13 protein-coding genes and 1 pseudogene are annotated in these 20,732 nt (G+C 61.2%); 2 read left to right on the top strand and 12 right to left on the bottom strand.

Annotated elements, in window-relative coordinates:
* Position 1 precedes the first annotated feature (1 nt).
* Positions 2–469 (top strand): SRPBCC family protein, encoded by a 468-nt coding sequence (locus tag OC445_RS15235; protein ID WP_054918472.1) that lies wholly within the window; start codon positions 2–4, stop codon positions 467–469.
* Positions 470–612: 143 nt separating this feature from the next.
* Here OC445_RS15235 and OC445_RS15230 read toward each other — a convergent pair whose 3' ends face one another.
* Together OC445_RS15230 and OC445_RS15225 are read right to left on the bottom strand one after the other, a co-directional pair.
* On the bottom strand, positions 613–5,568 hold the full coding sequence (locus OC445_RS15230) for a hemagglutinin repeat-containing protein (protein WP_262020203.1): 4,956 nt from the start codon (positions 5,566–5,568) through the stop codon (positions 613–615).
* A gap of 120 nt (positions 5,569–5,688) precedes the next feature.
* Positions 5,689–7,359, bottom strand: a pseudogene (locus OC445_RS15225) (ShlB/FhaC/HecB family hemolysin secretion/activation protein).
* Between the two features lie 518 nt (positions 7,360–7,877).
* Here OC445_RS15225 and nadA point away from each other — a divergent pair.
* Positions 7,878–8,936: a quinolinate synthase NadA gene (nadA, locus tag OC445_RS15220; RefSeq protein ID WP_003193840.1), complete on the top strand. Its 1,059-nt coding sequence runs from the start codon at positions 7,878–7,880 to the stop codon at positions 8,934–8,936.
* Between the two features lie 125 nt (positions 8,937–9,061).
* Here the strand turns inward: nadA and OC445_RS15215 are convergent, their stop codons facing one another.
* The 10 genes from OC445_RS15215 to OC445_RS15170 form a co-directional block, all read right to left on the bottom strand.
* A complete protein-coding gene (locus tag OC445_RS15215; RefSeq protein ID WP_034128556.1) occupies positions 9,062–9,550 on the bottom strand; it encodes an RDD family protein in 489 nt (162 codons plus the stop codon).
* 95 nt (positions 9,551–9,645) lie between these two features.
* Positions 9,646–9,858, bottom strand: a complete 213-nt coding sequence (locus OC445_RS15210; RefSeq protein ID WP_034128555.1) for a cold-shock protein — start codon at positions 9,856–9,858, stop codon at positions 9,646–9,648.
* Positions 9,859–10,250: 392 nt separating this feature from the next.
* Positions 10,251–11,375 (bottom strand): glycine cleavage system aminomethyltransferase GcvT, encoded by a 1,125-nt coding sequence (gene gcvT / locus OC445_RS15205; RefSeq protein WP_054898393.1) that lies wholly within the window; start codon positions 11,373–11,375, stop codon positions 10,251–10,253.
* A 39-nt stretch (positions 11,376–11,414) separates the two neighbouring features.
* Complete coding sequence (locus OC445_RS15200) at positions 11,415–12,791, bottom strand: L-serine ammonia-lyase (protein ID WP_034128553.1); 1,377 nt, start codon at positions 12,789–12,791, stop codon at positions 11,415–11,417.
* A gap of 161 nt (positions 12,792–12,952) precedes the next feature.
* Entirely contained in the window at positions 12,953–15,790 is a 2,838-nt protein-coding gene (gene gcvP / locus OC445_RS15195; RefSeq protein WP_198790640.1) for an aminomethyl-transferring glycine dehydrogenase, read from the bottom strand.
* Between the two features lie 10 nt (positions 15,791–15,800).
* On the bottom strand, positions 15,801–16,184 hold the full coding sequence (gcvH, locus tag OC445_RS15190) for a glycine cleavage system protein GcvH (protein ID WP_262020202.1): 384 nt from the start codon (positions 16,182–16,184) through the stop codon (positions 15,801–15,803).
* A gap of 406 nt (positions 16,185–16,590) precedes the next feature.
* Complete coding sequence (locus OC445_RS15185; protein WP_003193823.1) at positions 16,591–18,099, bottom strand: sigma-54-dependent transcriptional regulator; 1,509 nt, start codon at positions 18,097–18,099, stop codon at positions 16,591–16,593.
* 173 nt (positions 18,100–18,272) lie between these two features.
* Positions 18,273–18,635, bottom strand: coding sequence for a DUF5064 family protein (locus OC445_RS15180; RefSeq protein WP_057975114.1), 363 nt, complete (start codon positions 18,633–18,635; stop codon positions 18,273–18,275).
* An 18-nt stretch (positions 18,636–18,653) separates the two neighbouring features.
* A complete protein-coding gene (gene arcC / locus OC445_RS15175; protein WP_014719696.1) occupies positions 18,654–19,583 on the bottom strand; it encodes a carbamate kinase in 930 nt (309 codons plus the stop codon).
* A gap of 136 nt (positions 19,584–19,719) precedes the next feature.
* Positions 19,720–20,730, bottom strand: coding sequence for an ornithine carbamoyltransferase (locus OC445_RS15170; RefSeq protein WP_014719695.1), 1,011 nt, complete (start codon positions 20,728–20,730; stop codon positions 19,720–19,722).
* Positions 20,731–20,732 lie beyond the last annotated feature (2 nt).

Genomic DNA, 20,732 nt, shown 5'->3' with positions numbered 1-20,732 from the left:
CATGCAACATTTTGAACCCGATACCCTGGTCCGTAATCCAGTCGGCAACCCTGTCGTCGCCAGCGTCAGCGTGAATGGCGATGCTCGCAGTGTGTGGAATGTCGTCGGAGATTTCGCCGGTTTCACGAAGTTTATTCCGGCCTTGTCCCATATCGAGATGACGGGCGAGGGCGTGCGCTCGGTACGCAAGAAGCTGTTCAAGGACGGCAATGTCGTGATTGAGCAACTCAACAGCCATGACGATCAAGCCATGACCATGACCTGGTCGCTGATCTACACCTCGCTGAACATCGGTAACCTGTGGGCGCTGATGGAGGTGGTGCCACAAGGCCCGAACCAGAGCCTGGCGACCTGGACCATCATTGGCCAGCCCTACACGGGCGGCAAGGAAGACGTACCGGCGTTCGAAGCTTTCCTGCAAGGCTTTGCCGATGACGCGATGAAGAACGTACAGGCGCTCTTCAACTGACATAGGAAGAGCAGGCAGTGGCTGATTCCGTGGCGAGGGAGCTTGCTCCCGTTGGGGCGCGAAGCGACCCTGAGAATAGGACTGCTGCGCAGTCCAGCGGGAGCAAGCTCCCTCGCCACAGAAGCGTTCTGCTGTTTTAAGCGTTAGTTGATGGCCTGATCAATCCCCGCCTGCAAGGCCTGGCTTTCACTGTGCCCACCCGCTCGCAGCGGGCCCAGGTTGAAGGCTTGGTCATTGCGTGTGGCGTCGTCGTGTTTCTGGGTCAGTTCGTTCTTGGCACCCAGGGCCAGGTTGACCGGTGACTTCGAAACGTTCAGCCCGACATCGGCGCGGTAGTCGCTGCCGGCCAGTGTGGTTGCCGTCACCTTGGAGCCACCCAGCTCAACCTTGCCATTGGGCGCACTGATCCGCGCGCCCGTAAGCTGGGTATCACCCTTGACCTGCAGGTTGACGCCGTGGCTCGCGCGAATGCCTGACGCCTGGGTGACGCTGTCCTTGGCCACATGGCTGACATCCAGATACAGAGTCGGGGTGTAGCTGGTGTTGCCGCTCTTGTCGCCGAACAACACGCTTTCGGCGGTATTGGCCACCTTGCTGCCGGTGGTGTCTTTGCCACTGACGGTGTAGCTGTCGCTGGTTTTTGGCCAGACCTTATCCTTGAAGCCAGACAAGCGCGTGCCCAGGGCATCGGTCTTGTCTGCCAGGTATGCCTTGGCCTTGTCCACGCGGGTACCGAAGGCGCCACGGGGTTCCTGGTTCACATCGTAGCTGCCACTGCGAGTGAGTTTTTCGCCCAAGCGTTCCTTGGCATTGACCACGCTGTTGACCACGCTGTCCTTGGCCGAAGCCAGGTGCCCGGTGCCTTTGTCGACGACGTTCTCCAGCTTGTCGCGATGCTTGTCGAACGCGCCTTCAGCCTTGGCTTGTACCTTGTCCTTCAATGGGCCGCTGGCTTTGGCCAGCTTATCCACCACCCCCGGCTGGTTTTTCTCGACATCCAGCCTGGCGTCGACATTCACCTGGGTGCTGTTGACCTGGTCCTTGCGGCTTTCGACGACGAGGTCGCCGCCCACCGTGCCATGTACCTTGTTGGCGTCGATACGCGCTCCGGCCAGATGGGTATCGCCGGCACTGTTGAGGGTGACGTCACCCGCTGTGATCACGCTGTTGTGCTGCGTGGTGCCTTGCAAGTAATCCACATCGACCTTGGCCCGCGCATTGATGCCGCGCTGGGTCTTGGGTGTCTCATGTTCACCGGCGTCGGCCAGGGTGGTTTGGCCGACGCTGCCCCCTGCGCCCAGGGTGACGCCCCAGTTGCCACGGGCCTGGTTCGATTGCGCAGACTCTTGCAGGATGCCTCCGTTTTGCGCATCCAGGCTAACGCTGGCTGCGCTGACCTGAGTGCCCTGCAAGTGGATGGCATCGGTTGCATCAGCGCCGCTGGCGAGGCTGACCTTGCCGCTGCTGTGCAACTGCCCGACGACGGCGCTCTGGTCGTTTTCCGCTACTTTGCCAATGTTGAAGTTGGCGCTGAGGCTGCCGGTCTTGCTGCTGCTTTCGGCGCTGCTGGTCTTGCCGGCACCGAGGGTCAGGCCACCGCCCAGGTTACTGCCGTTGCTGACGTGGCTATCGGTGGCGGTTTGCAGGTTTAGCTTGCCGCCGGCATTGAGGCTGATATCGCCAGCCTTCGCGCCCGTACTGCCGATCTGCGTGCCTTGCAGGGTCATGTCAGCGCCGCTGCTGAGCTTGACGGGGCCGCTGCCCTGGATGGTCGCGACCTGGGCCTGGCTGTCCTGGGTGTCCAGGCGCTTGTTATCCAACTGCACGCCGGCACCGAGGTTGACGTTGCTGCCATTGGCGCCGGGCGCGGTGCCCACCGTCAGTGAGCCGTTGCCGCGCAGCGTGCTGCTGTTTTTGCTCTGGGTGTTGGTGGCCTGGTTGAGCGCCAGCTCACCGTCGGTCTTGAGGTTGACCCCGGCCTGGCCGCCGTCGAACTGGCTGCCTTCATAACGAGCATCGCCCTTGGCTTCGATGCTCACGCCTTGGCTGGCCACATAGCTGCCGACTACCGCCGTGCTGCTGGACTCGCGCACATCGCTGCTGCCGCCCAGGCCACTGCCGCGCACATTCAGGTCTTCACCGGTGGTGGTATAGACTCGCACGCCAGCCTTGGCGTCCACGCCTTGCTCGCTGCTGCTGTGGGTGTTGGCCGCTGCGGTAGCAACGTGCTCGCCCGCCTTGATGTTCAGCCCGCCCTCGGTGGCGCGGTACTGGGTGCCCTCGTCCTGCAAGGTGCCGGCCGCATTGACCTGCACCGTGGCGCCACTGAACTGGCTGACCACTGCGGTGCTGCCCTGCGTTGTGCCGGTTTTGTTCGTGTGCCCGACTTCCACATCCAGGCCGACATTGGGTTGCTCGAATGCATCCAGCAAACCGGGCTGATGGAACTTGGCCTGGGCCACGCCCTCGACGGCTTTTTCGATCGGGCGGGTAATGCCTTTGTATTCCACATTGGCGCCGACATCGGCGGTCCAGCCGTTTTCCTTGTGGGTGCTGGTCTCGGTGGAATGGGCGGCTTGGTTGTCGATCTGGCCAGCGTTGACCTGCAGCCCGGCGCCGGCCTTGGCCTGTGCACCCTCGCTGGTGAAGGTGTTGCCAGCGTTGATGGTCAGCTTGCCGGCCGCGGCCACGGTGCTGGTTTGCGCAGTGGTTTTTTCAGCGGTGTCTTGGCTGCTTTGGTGGCTGAACTGAGCGCCACTGCCTGCCCGATCAATGCCGCCGGTGTAGTAGAAACTGCCGCCGGTGGCGGTTTTGTCGACGGCTTCGGTGCGCTTGTCGTGGGCGGCCAACAGCTCGACGTTTTTGCCGCTCAGGCTGGCATCGCCTTCGGTGGCCTGGAGGTTGGACCCGGTGATGCTGACATCGCCTGCGGCGTTAACCGCCACACTGGCGCCTTTAAGGCTGGAAGCCTGTTGTTGCGTGGTGTCGGTCTGGCGGGTTTGCTGCTGGTCTTCATAACTCAGGCCCGCACGGTACTGGCGGCTGACACCCTCGGTTTCCTTGGCGTAGCCATCGAAGCCACGGCTATGGGTGCGAGTGGTGTCGTGGGTGGTGTTCTCGGCGGCAACGACCTTGATATCGCCCTTGGCATCCGCTTGCAGTTCACCCGCGGCGGACACCTGGGAGCCACTGACGGTGATGTCCTTGGCACTTTGCAGCTTGAGGTTGCTGTCCGAGCGCAGGTTGCTGGCAACCACGGTGCTGTCCTTGAGGTTCTTGCGGCTTTCGTCCTTGGAGATACCGAAGAACTTGCTGTCATTGCTGTAGCGGTTGTCGTGGGAGGTGTCCTGGACGCCGTCGATCACCAGCGAGCCTTTGTCGCTGATGACGCTGGCCTGTTTGCCGCCTCGGGCCTGGCTGCCGCTGATGCGCACGTCGTCGGCCTTGACGATCAGCTTGCCGTCGGCGTTGACCTTGCTACCAGTGTTCGACGTCTTGCCCTGGTTACCGTCGCCTTGCTTGCCGAAGAAGCTGCCACCGGTGAGGTCGCCGGAGTAGGCATTGTCGCTGCTGCTCTGGGTACGGCTGGCGCTGGCGATTTCCACGTGCCGGGCGGCCAGTTGGATATCGCCGGGGGTTTTCAGCTCGGCGCCTTGCAATTGCAGCTTCTGTTGGCTGGTCAGCTCCAGTGTCTTTCCGGCCTTGAGGCTGCTGGTGATGCTGCGTTGTTCGCTGCTGGATTTATCCCAGTTGGCTTTCCACAGGTGCTTGCGATGGTTGCCCTGGTCGCGGGTTTCATGGGTTTCGGTGGCGGCGTTAACGTGCAGGTTGGCACCGCTGTCGACGCGCAGAGTGTTGCCCGCTTCCACATGGCTGGCTTTGATCTCGGTGTTGGCACCGGAAGACAGCGCCGCATCCTGTTGCGCCACAACCTTGTTGCCGTGCTGGCGCGAGTCTTTGTCGGTGGTGGTGCGGTCGTAGGTTTCGTAGGTGAACAGGAAGTTGCTGTTGTTCCACTGTTCACGCTTTTCCTGGAGCTTGCGGCTTTCCAGGCTGCTGAGGGTCAGGTTGCGGCTGGCGTCGAGTTTGACGTTGCGCCCGCTGACGTCGGTGGCGGCCAGGTTCAGGTCCTTGGCGCTGTGCAAGTCGATATCGCCCTGGCGGCTGTGCACGTCAGCGCGAGTGGCGTCGAGGCTGTCGGCGCGCACCTGGCCGCTGATATCAAGGTCGCCGGCCGAACTGATCTTCACCCCGTCAGTGCCTTGCACCTGCACGCCGCCCACGCGTACACCGGCGCCTTCGGCGGTGCTGATGATGTTGATGCGCCCGGCCTGCATGGCGCCGAACAGGCGCGCGTCGATGCGTTGGTCCTGGGTCTTGCTGGCCGGGTCCACCTGGCGTACCTGCCCGCTGGCGAAATCGACCTGGTTGCTGCCGACGGTGAGGTTCAATTGATCGCGGGCACTGAGGCGACCTTCGCTGTCGATGCGCGGCGCGATCAGGTTGATGGACCCTTCGCGGTTGTGCAGGCCCTGGCCTTGCACTGTCAGTTGGCCGTTGGCATCGCGGGTGCTCAAGGCTTGCAGCTTGCCGTCGTTGAGTTCAGGGCGGCCCACCACCAGGTTGGCATTGGGCGTGTTGATGAAACTGCCGCCATTCACCGAAATACCGTTAGGGTTGGCCAGCACGTAATCGGCCGCCTGGCCGAAAATCTCCTGGGCGCCGTTGAGGGTCGAGGCGTTGCGGCTGATCACTTCGTTGAGGATCACGCTCGCCGCCTGGCCCTGGAACTGCGGGTTGGCCGCCAGTTGCCCGGCAAGTTGGGACTGGCCAGCTTGCAAGGCGTTGTTCAACACCAGGCCCTGGCGGTCGACGTTGTAATCCAGGAACTGGTTATGGGACAGGCCACCGGCGTTCGGCGCGACGATGTTGACGATGGGGACGCCGCCCTGGTTTTGCAGCTGCGGCGTACCGCCAGGGCCTTCGACGACGGTCAAGCCTGCGGCGAGCGCGAGCTGCGGCAGCAGGAAGAGACTAGCGATGGCCCAGCGCAGTTTGCCCTGGGGTGAAAGGTGGAAGCTATGTGAAGTAGTCGGCATAAATAATCTCGCTCTGTGTTGGCTGATCCACGACGCGCGTTGTTCGTTGCAACGCTGCTGGGGTGGTCAGGTACGGCGGTGACTCAGGCTAAAAACAGGTATTGGCTCATCGGTGCACACTCATATCTGCAAGCTAAGGCGCGTCAGCCAGACCTCCGGCTCCTGGCGAAAACCTGTGGGGGTGTTGAGGTTGCGTTGGTAGTCGATGTCGAGCTGTACGTTCTTCCAGCTCAGGTTGAGCCCCGCGCTGGCGCCGCTCAGGCGTTGGCTCTGGGCGCCGTGTTCGTGCTTGACCCAGCCGTTGTCCAGGCCCAGGCGCGGGGTGAGCTTCACCGGCAAGTCAGTGTTGAGCGGCAGGCGCAAGGTGTTGCGCCAGACCGCGCCAATGGCACCGGAACTACTGTTTTCGCGGTAGCCGCGCACGGCCGAGTCGTCGGTGATCAGCAACTGTTCGATGGCGGGCAACGCATCCGGGCTGTACTGCACCGACAACTGGCTCTGCCACTGCCATGGCTGCGCTGCCCATTGGCCGTTGCGCCATTGGGTGAGGTTGGCGCGGTACTTTTGAAACTGCGCCTTGGGCCGGTTTTTCTGCACCTGGTCGGCATCGCGATCGGCGCCGAACTAGGTCAGGCCCTGGGCGTAATTGACGTCCAGGTTCCACACCGCGCTGTTGAGCCAGAACAGGTTCATGCCCGCTTCGGCTACGGTCAGCGTGGGGCTTTGGATGTCCAGGTGTACCTTCTGTAGGTAGCTGTCGACGTCTTTGTAGGCCAGTTGCAGGTTGGCGCTGAGTTGGTGGCCCTGGTCGCGCCACAACACACGGTCGCTACGCAGGCTGACCTGATCGGTGCGGCCACTGTTGTAAAACGTGGTGCGGCTGAGTTTGAACGGCGAGCGGTATTCGGCATGGCTGGCGAACAGGCTGTAGGTCCAGTAACCGTAGGGGATCGAGTAGAACAGGCTGTGGCTGCGGCTGTAGCGCGGCCCATGGTTGAGCGTGTCGCTGAAGCTCAGGTTGAGCGAGTCGTTGATTTGCAGCGGGCTGTCCAGGCTCAAGTTGATCGCATTGCGATCACGCCCGGTGCCGGCGCTGCCGAGGTTATCCACCCCCAGGCCCAGGGCCCAGCGCGAGGCACTGCTGCGCGAGCGCAGGATGATGCGCGACGCGCCCGCGGTGCTGCCTGGGGCGATGTCGGCCGTGAGGTCCACCGAGCGCAGGCGGTTGAGCTGGTCCAGGCCCTGCTCCAGATCTCGCAGGTTCAGTGGCTTGCCGAGCATCCCGGGGAATGCCCCACCCAATGACACCGGCAGGCTCTGGTCGGCCAGTTCGATGGCCTCCAGGTAGCCTTCTTCGACGTGAATATCCAGCGGTTGCCCGGCGGCGGGCGCGCTGATCAGGTAGGGGCGGCTGGCGATATAACCGGCCTCGACATACAGCCGCGTAACCTCGGCCAGCAGGCGGTTGATCTGGGTGACGCCCATGCAAGGCGCCACGTAGGGCTCGATGTGTTTGTCCAACTCGGCACGGCTGAACAGCGTGACCCCGGCCAGGCGCGTACCGCTCAAGGGCCAGCAGCGTTCGTCCTTGGCGATGTCTGTTGGCAAGGCCGGTGTGGCCGCTGGCGTACCGAAACTGCCACGTTGCATCTGACGTTGGCGCTGCTCCAATTGTAATTGCTGCAGGTCGCGTTGCTGTTGCTGTTGCAAGCGCAGGGCTTCCTGGCCTGGCTGCGGCGCCTCGGCGCCAGCCACGGGCAGCGCCCACAGGCAGAGCAGGGCAATGCCCAGGTTCCGGGTACAACTCAAGTGTCCGGTTGAGAGCTGATTTGGCACTCGACATCCTTAACGTAGAAATACACACGATCCACACCGCACGAGCTAAACCTTGAACTCAGCGCAGACTTGCCCCACTTGAGTGAGTGCTGAACGGTTTGTTACATCGCCGTAGGATTTATTGCACATTCTGTAAGAAAAATCGTGTGATGCAGTGCTCAAATGCACAAATTCAGTGCGCGAATGGGCGTCCCAGCCCAAAAATCCTGATTTTTCAGGAGGCGGGAGGGGGCGGCGCGGTTTTGATTGTTGTCTGGGCTTCACCTAATCGGCGTGCCGCGGCGAGGAACTGAGTACCTTGCCCGGTTGCCAGATTAGGCTTTTGAATCCATTGGATATTCTGTAGCCTTGCGCAGCTTTAAGCTGTACCCGTGCTTGATGAACAAAAACACTTCGTCCGGCGGCGCCCGAAGGGCTCCTGAGCCGGTGGTACACTCGACTTTCGCGCTACTGCGCCTGCAGGTCTTGCGAACATGACGCACATTTCCGAACGCCTACTGGTTCAAGCTCACCTCGACGCCAAGCAGCCCAAGGTTCTCAGCGCTGCCGAAGAGGCGAGCCTGCGAACCGCCATTGCCGCCGAGCTCAAGGCTCAGGACGCGGTGCTGGTTGCCCACTTTTATTGCGACCCGGTGATTCAGGCCCTGGCCGAAGAAACCGGTGGTTGTGTTTCCGACTCCCTGGAGATGGCGCGCTTTGGTGCCGCTCACCCGGCCAAAACCGTATTGGTGGCTGGCGTGCGCTTCATGGGCGAGACCGCCAAGATCCTTACGCCTGAAAAACGCATCCTGATGCCTACCCTGGAAGCCACGTGCTCCCTGGACCTGGGTTGCCCGGTGGATGAGTTTTCCGCGTTCTGCGATCAGCACCCCGAGCGCACCGTGGTGGTCTATGCCAACACCTCGGCGGCGGTCAAAGCTCGGGCGGATTGGGTGGTGACTTCCAGCTGCGCGCTGGAAATTGTCGAAAGCCTGATGGACAACGGCGAGACCATTATCTGGGGCCCGGACAAACACCTGGGCACCTACATCCAGCGCCAGACCGGTGCCGATATGCTGCTGTGGGACGGTGCCTGCATCGTCCACGAAGAATTCAAGTCCAAGCAGCTCGAAGACATGAAGGCGTTGTACCCGGATGCGGCAATCCTGGTGCACCCGGAGTCACCGACTTCGGTGATCGAATTGGCTGACGCGGTGGGTTCCACCAGCCAACTGATCGCTGCGGCGCAACGCTTGCCGAACAAGACCTTTATCGTCGCGACCGACCGCGGCATCTTCTACAAGATGCAGCAGTTGTGCCCGGACAAAGTCTTTGTCGAAGCGCCTACCGCCGGTAACGGTGCAGCCTGTCGCAGTTGCGCGCACTGCCCGTGGATGGCAATGAACACACTGGAGCGTACGTTGCAGTGTTTGCGTGAGGGCAGTAATGAGATCTTCGTGGAGCCGGCGGTGATTCCGCAGGCGGTACGACCGCTCAAGCGCATGCTCGACTTTACCCAGGCAGCACGATTGAAACTGGCCGGCAACGCCTGAACACAAATCAAAATGTGGGAGCTGGCTTGCCTGCGATAGCGGTGTAACAGTCACAGGTGTTTTTGACTGCAACACCGCTATCGCAGGCAAGCCAGCTCCCACAGTTGATCTGTGATGCGCTTGAGTTACTTCTTTTGCTTCGGGATCCGCACCAACTGCGTATCCGAATAGATGTCATGCCAGCTGCGTTTGTGTTTATCGAACAACGACCAGATAAATCCCAACCCCACGCACAGCCATGACGCAATCGACACCACAAAACGCAGCAGTGCCTGCCACAGGCTGATCCGCGACCCGTCGGCGTTCTGCACGCGCACGCCCCACACCTGCATGCCCAGGGTTTGCCCCGAATGAGTCCAGAACTTGGCGAAGAACCCGAAGAGCACGAACAGCAGGATCGTGGACAGCAACGGGTCACCGTCCAGCGCGCCGGATTCGGTGAGCGTGCGCATCTTCGCTTCGCCCACGAAGGCGATCCACACCAGCTTGTAGATAAAAGCGGTGACGATCAGCAGTGCGGTACATAAAAGAAAGTCGTAGAACATCGCTGCCAGGCGGCGGCCCAGGCCAACGGCGGGGAATTCGCCCTGGGGGCTCAACAGGGGTTTGGACATGGCAGGGCTCTCTGGAGAAAGCACGCAGTTTACGCAATGGCGCCCATAAAAAAGCCCCTGATGTCATATCAGGGGCTTTTTGTCGCAGGTAAGGGTCAGGCTTCTGCGTGGACTTCGTCAGCCTGCATGCCTTTCTGGCCCTGCACAGCGACGAAAGTCACTTTCTGGCCTTCCTTCAGGCTCTTGAAGCCATTGCCCTGAATAGCGCGGAAATGCACGAACAGATCCGGGCCGCTTTCAGGAGTGATAAAACCAAAGCCTTTTTCGTCGTTGAACCACTTGACGGTACCGCTCTGACGCTCAGCCATTTTCTTCTTTCCTTTGACGCTAAAAATTAATGACAGCCCCTTTCAAACGAAAGAGTACTGGGCTGGGTTGCAGGAAAGTAAGAGACGTCGAACGGGTTGTAGCAAACTACTTGAGCTACTGCCCAGGTCCAGGTTCCAAGCGACCCATGCAAACACAGTGGGCAAACTCTACGCCAACTAATATGAAAAAAACAAGCCCTTGTGCAGGCCCTGATTTTACTGGGGCTCATGACACTTTGTTGAATGTTCTGATACTGGCTTATTCGATAGATCTATTCACTTGTTATAGGGCCTCAGCTATAAAAAGCCTATCGTGAATGCACTGTTTTATGGCGGTTGCGTTACAGTTTAGTGCACGTTAACGCAACCGCGTTACTTATAGAAACAGTCAATCAGCCACGGTAGTAACGTTGCGGAACAAATGGCATTTTACTTACACGCAGTGGCACCTTTTTCCCACGTACCATTGCGCAAACTTCGGTATCCAGTGCGACAAATGCGCTGTCCAGGTAACCCATTGCCAGAGGGCCGCCCAAGGTTGGACCAAAGCCCCCGCTGCAGACGCTGCCGATAACCGTACCTTGTGCATCGACAATTTCAGCGCCTTCACGCACCGGGGTACGCTCCTGCGGCAGCAGGCCTACGCGTTTGCGCGCCACACCGGTTTGCTGCTGAGTGAAGATGCGGTCGGCGCCAGGGAAGCCGCCGGCCCGTGCGCCATCGGCACGCCGAGCCTTGGAAATCGCCCACAGCAGGCTGGCTTCGATTGGCGTGGTGTCGGTGTTCATGTCGTGGCCGTACAAACACAAGCCGGCTTCCAGGCGTAGCGAATCGCGAGCGCCCAGGCCGATCGCCTGCACTTCGGTTTCGGCCAGCAGGCTGCGGGCCAGGCTCTCGGCATTGGCGGCCGGCACGGAGATTTCAAAACCGTCTTCACCGGTGTAGCCGGAGCGGCTGACGTAGCAGTCCACGCCCAGCAAACGCAGGGTGGCGAATTGCATGAAGGTCATCTGAGTGACTTCAGGGGCCAGGCGCGCCAATACTTTCACTGCCGCAGGGCCTTGCAGGGCCAGCAGGGCGCGTTCTTCGAACAGCGGTTCGATGGTGCATTGGTCGCCGATATGTGTACGCAGGTGCGCCAGGTCCTGGTCCTTGCAGGCGGCGTTGACCACCAGGAACAATTCGTCGTTGCCCAGGTTGGCGACCATCAGGTCGTCGAGGATGCCGCCTTGCTCATTGGTGAACATCGCATAGCGCTGCATGCCTACTGGCAGGTCGATGATATCGACGGGCACCAGGGTCTCCAGAGCCTTGGCGGCATTCGCGCCAGTGAGACGAATCTGGCCCATGTGGGAGACGTCGAACAACCCGGCCTGTTCACGGGTATGCAGGTGTTCCTTCATCACGCCCAATGGATACTGCACCGGCATGTCGTAGCCGGCGAAGGGCACCATGCGTGCGCCCAGTTCCAGGTGCAGGGCATGCAATGGGGTTTTCAACAGGGTTTCGGTGGACATATTCAACTCCTGAAAAACGTGCCGACGCGCTTGTGGGCGTCAGCACTCGATAATGTTGACCGCCAAACCGCCACGGGCGGTTTCCTTGTATTTGCTTTTCATGTCGGCGCCCGTCTGGCGCATGGTGCGGATGACCTTGTCGAGGGACACAAAGTGCTGCCCGTCGCCACGCAGGGCCATGCGCACCGCATTGATCGCCTTCACCGAGCCCATGGCATTGCGCTCGATGCACGGCACCTGCACCAGCCCGCCAATTGGGTCGCAGGTCAGGCCGAGGTTGTGTTCCATGCCGATCTCGGCGGCGTTTTCCACTTGGGACACGCTGCCGCCCAGCACTTCGCAGAGTGCGCCTGCGGCCATGGAACAGGCCACGCCGACTTCGCCCTGGCAACCGACTTCGGCGCCTGAGATCGAAGCGTTTTCCTTGTACAAAATGCCGATGGCGGCCGCGGTGAGCAAAAAGCGCACTACGCCGTCTTCGTTCGCGCCGGGGATAAAACGCATGTAGTAATGCAGCACGGCGGGAATGATCCCGGCCGCGCCGTTGGTGGGCGCGGTGACCACGCGCCCGCCATTGGCGTTTTCTTCGTTGACCGCCAGCGCATACAGGTTGACCCAATCGAGCACCGACAGCGGGTCGCGCAGCGCCGACTCCGGGTTCTTGCACAACTGCCTGTGCAAGGCCGCTGCCCGGCGCTTGACCTTCAAGCCTCCGGGCAAGATGCCTTCGTTGCGACAGCCGGCATCGACGCAATCCTGCATGACCTGCCAGATCTTCAACAAACCGCTGCGGGTTTCGGCTTCCGGGCGCCAGGCACTTTCATTGGTCAGCATCACCTGGCTGATAGACAGGCCATAGGTGGTGCAGTGGCCGAGCAAGTCCTTGGCGTGTTTGAACGGGAAGGTCAGGGGGGTAGCGTCTTCGACGATACGGTCGGCGCCCGCCGCGTCTTCATCCACCACGAAACCGCCACCGACCGAGTAGTACTCGCGGCTGCGGGTCTGGATGCCGGCGGCGTCAAAGGCACGAAAGATCATGCCGTTGGGATGATAGGCAAGGGGCTTGCGAATCATCGCCAGGTGTTCTTTCTCGTTGAACGCAATGCTGTGTTCGCCGAGCAGGTTGAGGCGCCCGTCACTGCGCATCTGCGCCAGGCGTGCTGCCACGGTTTCGGTATTCACGGTGTCCGGGTGTTCGCCTTCCAGGCCCAGCAACACAGCCTTGTCGCTGCCGTGGCCTTTGCCGGTGGCGCCCAGTGATCCGTAGAGTTCCACCTTGATGCCGGTGGTGGCCTCCAGCAGGTTGTCACGCTTGAGCCCCTCGACGAATCGAGCAGCGGCACGCATCGGGCCGACGGTGTGGGAACTTGAGGGGCCGATGCCAATCTTGAACAGGTCGAACACGCTAAGGGACATGGTTGTTCTCCGGTTTCTTATTATTTTCTGAAAGCCGACTCGGTCAATGTGGGAGCCGGGCTTGCCCGCGATAACGGTGGGTCAGGCAACATCACTGTCGGCTGATACACCGCTATCGCAGGCAAGCCAGCTCCCACACTGGCCGCGTATCTCCCGTCAGATCAGGCGTAGCTCTCGATAGAAGGGCACGCACACACCAGGTTGCGATCTCCAAACACGTTGTCGACCCGGCCAACCGGCGGCCAGTACTTGCCTTCGATCAATGAAGCCACCGGGTACACCGCTTGTTCACGGCTGTATGGGTGGCTCCATTCGCCCACCAGTTCCGCAGCCGTGTGCGGCGCGTTCTTGAGGGGGTTGTCGTCTTTGTCGAGGGTGCCGTTTTCTACCGCGCGGATCTCTTCGCGGATGGCGATCATGGCGTCGCAGAAGCGGTCCAGCTCTTCCTTGGATTCACTTTCGGTGGGCTCGATCATCAAGGTGCCGGCCACCGGGAACGACATGGTCGGCGCATGGAAACCAAAATCGATCAGGCGCTTGGCCACGTCGTCCACGCTGATGCCGCTGCTGTCTTTCAACGGGCGCAGGTCCAGGATGCATTCGTGGGCCACCAGGCCATTGCTGCCGGTGTACAGCACCGGGTAGTGCTCTTCCAGGCGACGGGAAATGTAGTTGGCATTCAGGATCGCCAACTGCGACGCACGCTTGAGGCCGGCGCCGCCCATCATGCTGATGTACATCCAGGTGATCGGCAGAATGCTCGCGCTGCCGAACGGCGCAGCGCACACCGCGCCTTCCTTGCGTTCCATGGCGGCGTGGCCGGGCAGGAATGGCGTGAGGTGCGACTTGACGCCAATCGGGCCAACGCCCGGGCCGCCACCGCCGTGGGGAATGCAGAAGGTTTTGTGCAGGTTCAGGTGGGACACATCGCCGCCGAACTTGCCCGGTGCGCACAGGCCGACCATGGCGTTCATGTTGGCGCCGTCGATGTACACCTGGCCGCCGTTGTCATGAATGATCCCGCAGATTTCGCGAATACCTTCCTCGAACACGCCGTGGGTAGAGGGGTAGGTGATCATCAGTGCTGCGAGGTGCTCGCGGTGCTCAATGGCCTTGGCGCGCAGGTCTTCGATGTCGACGTTGCCGCGTGCATCGCAAGCGGTGACCACCACGCGCATGCCGGCCATGTTGGCGGTCGCAGGGTTGGTACCGTGGGCTGACGACGGGATCAGGCAGATGTCGCGACGTTCTTCGCCACGGCTCTGGTGATAGGCACGGATGGCCAAGAGGCCGGCGTACTCACCCTGGGAACCGGCGTTGGGTTGCAGGGAGATCGCGTCGTAACCGGTGGCCGCGCAGAGCATGGCTTCCAGTTCGCTGGTCAGTTGCTGGTAGCCGGCGCTTTGCGCGGCGGGGGCGAACGGGTGCAGGGCACCGAATTCGGCCCAGGTCACCGGGATCATTTCGCTGGCGGCGTTGAGCTTCATGGTGCACGAGCCCAGCGGGATCATGGTGCGGTCCAGGGCCAGGTCCTTGTCGGCCAGCTTGCGCAGGTAGCGCATCAGCTCGGTTTCCGAGTGATAACGGTTGAACACCGGGTGGCTGAGGATCGGCGACTGGCGCAGCAAGGCGCTCGGCAGGGTGCTTTCGGTTGCAGCAAAGGCTGGCAGGGTTTTGCCATCGGCGAAGATGGCCCACAAGGCTTGGATATCGGCCTGGGTGGTGGTTTCGTCGACCGACAGGCCAACGCGTTCGCCATCCACCACGCGCAAGTTGATGCGCTGGGCGCGGGCCTTGTCGTGCAGGGCTGCGGTGTGGGCGCCGGTGTGGATTGTCAGGGTGTCGAAGAAGTGTGCCTGCTCGACTTTCTGGCCCAGGGCCGTCAAACCCTTGGCCAGGATCGCGGTCAGCTGGTGAATGCGCTGGGCGATCTGCGTCAGGCCCTTGGGGCCGTGGTACACGGCGTACATGCTGGCGATATTGGCCAGCAGCACTTGCGCGGTGCAGATGTTGCTGGTGGCTTTCTCGCGGCGGATATGTTGCTCGCGGGTTTGCATGGCCAAGCGCAGGGCCGGCTTGCCGAAGCGGTCGACGGAAACACCGACCAGACGGCCTGGCATGTCGCGCTTGAACGCATCCTTGGTGGAGAAGTACGCCGCGTGCGGGCCACCGAAGCCCAGTGGCACGCCAAAGCGTTGTGCGCTGCCAATGGCGACGTCGGCGCCGAATTCACCCGGCGGCGTCAGCAGGGTCAGGGCCAGCAGGTCGGCGGCCACGGCGACCAGTGCGTTGGCGGCGTGGAAACGTTCGGTCAGTTCGCGATAGTCGAACACATCGCCGTTGCTGGCCGGGTATTGCAGCAGGGCGCCGAAGAACGGGCTGACGTCGGTCAGTTCGCGCTCATCGCCCACTACTACATCGATGCCCAGTGGTTCGGCGCGAGTGCGCAGGACGTCGAGGGTTTGTGGGTGGCTGTGCACCGAAGCGAAGAACGCGTTGCTGCTTTTGTTCTTGCTCAGGCGCTTGCAGAAGGTCATGGCTTCGGCGGCGGCCGTGGCTTCGTCGAGCAGGGAGGCGTTGGCAATCGGCAGGCCGGTGAGGTCGCTGATCAGGGTCTGGAAATTCAGCAGGGCTTCCAGGCGGCCTTGGGAAATCTCGGGTTGATACGGCGTGTAGGCGGTGTACCAGGCCGGGTTTTCCAGCAGGTTGCGTAGGATCGGCGACGGCGTATGGCAGTTGTAGTAGCCCTGGCCGATGTAGGTCTTGAACAGTTGGTTCTGGCTGGCGATGGCCTTGATCTTGGCCAGGGCCTCGGCTTCGCTCAGGCCGTCTTCCAGGCCGAGCACGCTGGTGCCCTTGATGCTTTCCGGGATGACGCTGGCGCTCAGGGCTTCGAGGGAATCAAACCCCAGGCTGGCGAGCATTTGCTGCTCATCTTCCTGGCGCGGGCCGATGTGGCGGGCGATGAATTCGTTGGCGGTGGTCAGATTAACGGTCATGGCGCGCTCCTCAAGCTTCAGCGTTGGCTTTGATCAGGCGGTCGTACGCATCCTGATCCAACAGCTTAGCCACTGCATCGGCATTGGCGGGTTTAAAGCGGAAGAACCAGCCTTCGCCCATCGGGTCTTCGTTGACCAGTTCCGGGCTGCCATCGAGCTTGTCGTTGACTTCGAGGACTTCACCGTCCAACGGCATGTACACACCACTTGCGGCCTTGACCGACTCCACGGTGGAGGCTTCGGCGCCCTTGGTATAAGCCTGCAACTCCGGCAGTTGCACGAAAACCACTTCACCCAGCGCGTTCTGCGCAAAAGCGGTGATACCCACGGTGACGCTGCCATCGGCTTCGGCGCGCAGCCATTCGTGATCTTCAGTGAAACGCAACTCGCTCATGGAAACTCCTCAGGGCCAGAATCGTCTGGTGGACGGGATTGGAATAATGAGGAGTTGCTTAGCAATATTGCGGCCAACGTTATTAAGCCGTTATAAATCAATGGGTTAATAAATTTCGCTATAAAGTCCGAGGAGTGAGCTGTAGCGATTTCGCTACAGTCAGGTGCGTGAAAAAAAGCCTATGTGGATCAAAGCCTTGCATGGCACGCAAAAAACAGGGTTGTAGCGATATCGTTACGCTGTAGCGCTTTCAGTACACGGAATGTCGTTCTCAGACCAAATCTGTAATGCGGTTTCTGTGGGAGCTGGCTTGCCTGCGATAGCGGTCTACCCGTCACTAAGGCGTTGGATGACCCGACGCTATCGCAGGCAAGCCAGCTCCTACAGTTGAACCGCGTTTATTCCGTCAGGGTTTGTTGGGAATGCCGTATTTGCGCAGGCGATGGGCGATAGCCGTGTGGGAGGTTTGTAGCCGGCTGGCCAGTTGGCGGGTCGAGGGGTAGCGGCTGTAGAGGCTTTCCAGCAGGCTGCGCTCGAAATCTTCCACGGCCTGTTCCAGGCTGTCGACTTCACCATCGCTCTGGCGCGCCACGGAGGTGCCGGCGATGTCCAGGTCACCGATGTCCACCAGGCTGCTTTCGCAGATGGCGGCAGCGCGGAAGATCACGTTTTGCAACTGCCGCACGTTGCCCGGCCAGTGGTTGCCCAGCAGGGCTGGATAGGTACCCGGCGCCAGGCGGCAGACCGGGCGCTGGATCTGCGCGCAGGCTTGCTGCATGAAGTAGCGCGCCAGCAGCAGGATGTCCTGGCCGCGTTCACGCAAGGGCGGCACGGCGACGTTGAGCACGTTAAGGCGGTAAAACAGATCTTCGCGAAAGGTGCCTTCGCTGACCATCTTTTCCAGGTCGCGGTGGGTGGCGCTGAGGATGCGCACATTGACCTTCACTTCGCGGTCGCCACCCACGCGGCGAAAGCTGCCGTCATTGAGAAAACGCAGCAGCTTGGCTTGCAGGTACGGCGACATCTCACCGATCTCATCGAGGAACACCGTGCCCTGGTTGGCCAGCTCCATCAGCCCCGGTTTGCCACCGCGTTGCGCGCCGGTAAAGGCGCCAGGGGCATAGCCGAACAATTCACTTTCGGCGAGATTTTCCGGCAGTGCCGCGCAGTTCAATGCCAGAAACGGCGCACTGTGGCGCGCACTGATGGCGTGGCAGGCGCGGGCCACCAGCTCTTTGCCGGTACCGGTTTCGCCCTGGATCAGCAGCGGTGCATCCAGTGCCGCCACCCGTTGCGCCCGCGCCTTGAGCGTGCGGATCGCCGGGGACTCGCCCAGCAGCGCATCAAACCCTTCGGCATGGTCATGGTGCAGCGCCGACAGTTGTTCGCCGATGCGGTTGGGCTGGTAGAGGGTGAGCAGGGCGCCGGCGTCGGTGATCGGCGTGGCGCCCAGCAGCAGGGTTTGGCCGTTGACGCTGATCTCGCGCAACGGCAAGCGAAAGCCCTGGTCCAGCAAGGTTTCCAGCAAGGCCGGATCATCGAACAGCTCGGCGATGCTCTCACCAGCCGGTTCACGCCCGTACAAGGCGATCAGCGCCGGATTGGCCAGCAGGATCTTGCCTGCACTGTCCAGGGCCAGCACCGGGTCGGTCATGGCCGCCAGCAGGGCATCGAGTTGCAAGTGGCGACGCTGGCCCGGAAGGATGTCGACGACCTTTACCGCTTGCACGCCGTGCACGCTGAACAACGCGTCGCGCAGTTCTTCGAGCACTTCGGCGCTGAGGGTCGGCGCATCGATATAGACATTGGGCGGCACCATCTCCACCGCATCCAGATTGAGATTGCGCCCACCGAGCAAGGCCAGGACTTCCTGGGTGATGCCGACGCGGTCGATGAAGCTGACGTGGATACGCATGGGGCGGATCTTGATTCTGGAGTGCTGAGGGTGGCCAGTATGCCTTGGAGCCGGTGGAGATCAAAATGTGGGAGCTGGCTTGCCTGCGATGGCGGTGGGTCAGTTACCGAAAATATCGTCTGACACGTCGCTATCGCAGGCAAGCCAGCTCCCACATTCGATTGGGGGGCAGGTTATTCCAGGTGTTCGGGTTTGACCGGGTCGCCGGATTTCATATCCAACTGCTGGCGCACATCCTCAAACATCAGGTCGTAATGCTTGTGCTGTGAACCGACGCTGCTATGGGTCTTGGGAATGCCGTATTTTTCGACAATCTTGGTCACATTGCTGGCGAAGTTATAGGCCTGGTCCTTGGGCAGGAAAAAGGTTTCCTTCATGTCCTTGCCCTGGATGCTGCCATGCAGGGTGAACTGCATGCCTTTGCCTTCGCGGTCATCCGTGACGACTTCGTAGTCCAGGCACAGGTCGTAGCTGACATCGTCCTTGTTCAGCGCGTGTCGCTCGATATGCAAGTGGCCGGGTTCAAAGATAGCCATAGGCGTTTCTCCTCAACTTCACAGGTAGGTGATGCCAGGTTTTGCCGTGCTGATGCGCGTGCCGGCGCTGCCCTGGACGATGGCTTCGATGTCCGAGAGTGAACCGATCACCGCGGTTTTGCCAGTCTGACGGGCGAACTCGCAGGCGGCTTGTACCTTGGGGCCCATGGAGCCGGCGGCGAAGCCGAGTTTTTCCATATCGTCGGGGTGGGCCTGGCCGATGGCCTTCTGGGTGGGCTTGCCGAAGTCGATAAAGGCGGCGTTGACGTCGGTGGCGATCACCAGCAAATCGGCCTCCAGTTGCGTGGCCAGCAAGGAGGAACACAAGTCTTTGTCGATCACCGCTTCAATGCCGCGCAGCTTGCCGTCTTCGCCATACATGGTTGGGATGCCGCCACCACCGGCGCAGATCACGATGGCTTTTTTCTCCAGCAGCCACTTGATCGGGCGAATTTCAAAGATGCGTTTGGGACGCGGGCTGGCGACTACACGGCGGTATTTGTCGCCGTCGGGCGCGATGGCCCAACCTTTTTCGGCGGCGAGCTTCTCGGCTTCGGCTTTGGCGTACACAGGGCCGATAGGCTTGGTGGGGTTCTGGAAGGCCGGGTCCTTGGCGTCGACTTCGACCTGGGTGAGCAGGGTGGCGAATGGCACTTCGAAGTCCAGCAGGTTGCCCAGTTCCTGTTCGATGATGTAGCCGATCATGCCCTCGGTCTCGGCGCCCAGCACGTCCAGTGGGTAAGGCGAGACGCTGGTGTAGGCCGCTGCCTGCAATGACAGCAGGCCGACTTGCGGGCCGTTGCCGTGGGCGATCACCAACTCGTTGCCGGGGTGGATCTTGGCGATCTGTTCGGTGGCGATGCGGATATTGGCGCGTTGGTTGTCTGCGGTCATGGGTTCACCACGACGCAGGAGGGCGTTGCCGCCCAGGGCTACGACGATGCGCATACAGAATGTCCTTCTAGAATGATCGTTCCCACGCTCTGCGTGGGAATGCCCCACCGGACGCTCTGCGTCCGCTCTTGTGGCGCAGAGCGCCACTGGCTGCATTCCCACGCGGAGCGTGGGAACGATCAGAGTGGGGTTAGATATCCGCCAACGCCGACACCAGAATCGCCTTGATGGTATGCATGCGGTTTTCCGCCTGCTCGAAGGCAATATTGGCCGGCGACTCGAACACCTCTTCGGTCACTTCCACGCCATTGGCCAGGTGCGGATAGCGCGCCGCGATGTCCTTGCCGACCTTGGTTTCACTGTTGTGGAACGCCGGCAGGCAATGCATGAATTTCACCCGAGGGTTGCCCGAGGCTTTCATCATCTTGGCGTTGACCTGGTACGGCAGCAGTTGCTCGATGCGCTCGTCCCACGCTTCCACCGGTTCGCCCATGGATACCCAGATATCGGTGTGGATGAAGTCCACGCCCTTCACGGCTTCTTTCGGGTCTTCGGTGATGGTGATGCGCGCGCCGCTTTCCTCGGCAAAGGCCTGGCATTGCTTGATGAAATCTTCATGGGGCCACAGTGCTTTCGGCGCGCCGATGCGCACGTCCATGCCGAGCTTGGCGCCGATCATCAGCAGCGAGTTGCCCATGTTGTAGCGGGCGTCCCCGAGGTACGCGTAGCTGATGTCATGCAGCGGCTTGTCGCTGTGTTCGCGCATGGTCAAGGTGTCGGCGATCATCTGGGTCGGGTGGAATTCAGCGGTGAGGCCGTTGAACACCGGCACACCGGCGAACTTGGCCAGCTCTTCGACGATTTCCTGCTCAAAACCACGGTACTCGATGGCATCGAACATCCGGCCCAACACGCGGGCGGTGTCTTTCATGCTTTCTTTGTGGCCGATCTGCGACGACACCGGGTCGATGTAGGTGACGTGGGCGCCCTGGTCATGGGCCGCGACTTCGAAGGCGCAGCGAGTGCGGGTCGAGGTTTTTTCGAAGATCAGCGCGATGTTCTTGCCCTGCAAGTGCGGGCGCTCGGTGCCGGTGTATTTGGCGCGTTTGAGGTCGCGGGACAGGTCCAGCAGGTAATGCAGCTCGCGGGTAGTGTGGTGCATCAGCGACAGCAGGCTGCGGTTGCGCATATTGAAAGCCATGA

This window comes from Pseudomonas sp. Pse35, from assembly GCF_024519715.1.
Lineage (GTDB): Bacteria > Pseudomonadota > Gammaproteobacteria > Pseudomonadales > Pseudomonadaceae > Aquipseudomonas > Aquipseudomonas paracarnis.
This window is presented reverse-complemented; position numbering and strand designations above follow the sequence as displayed.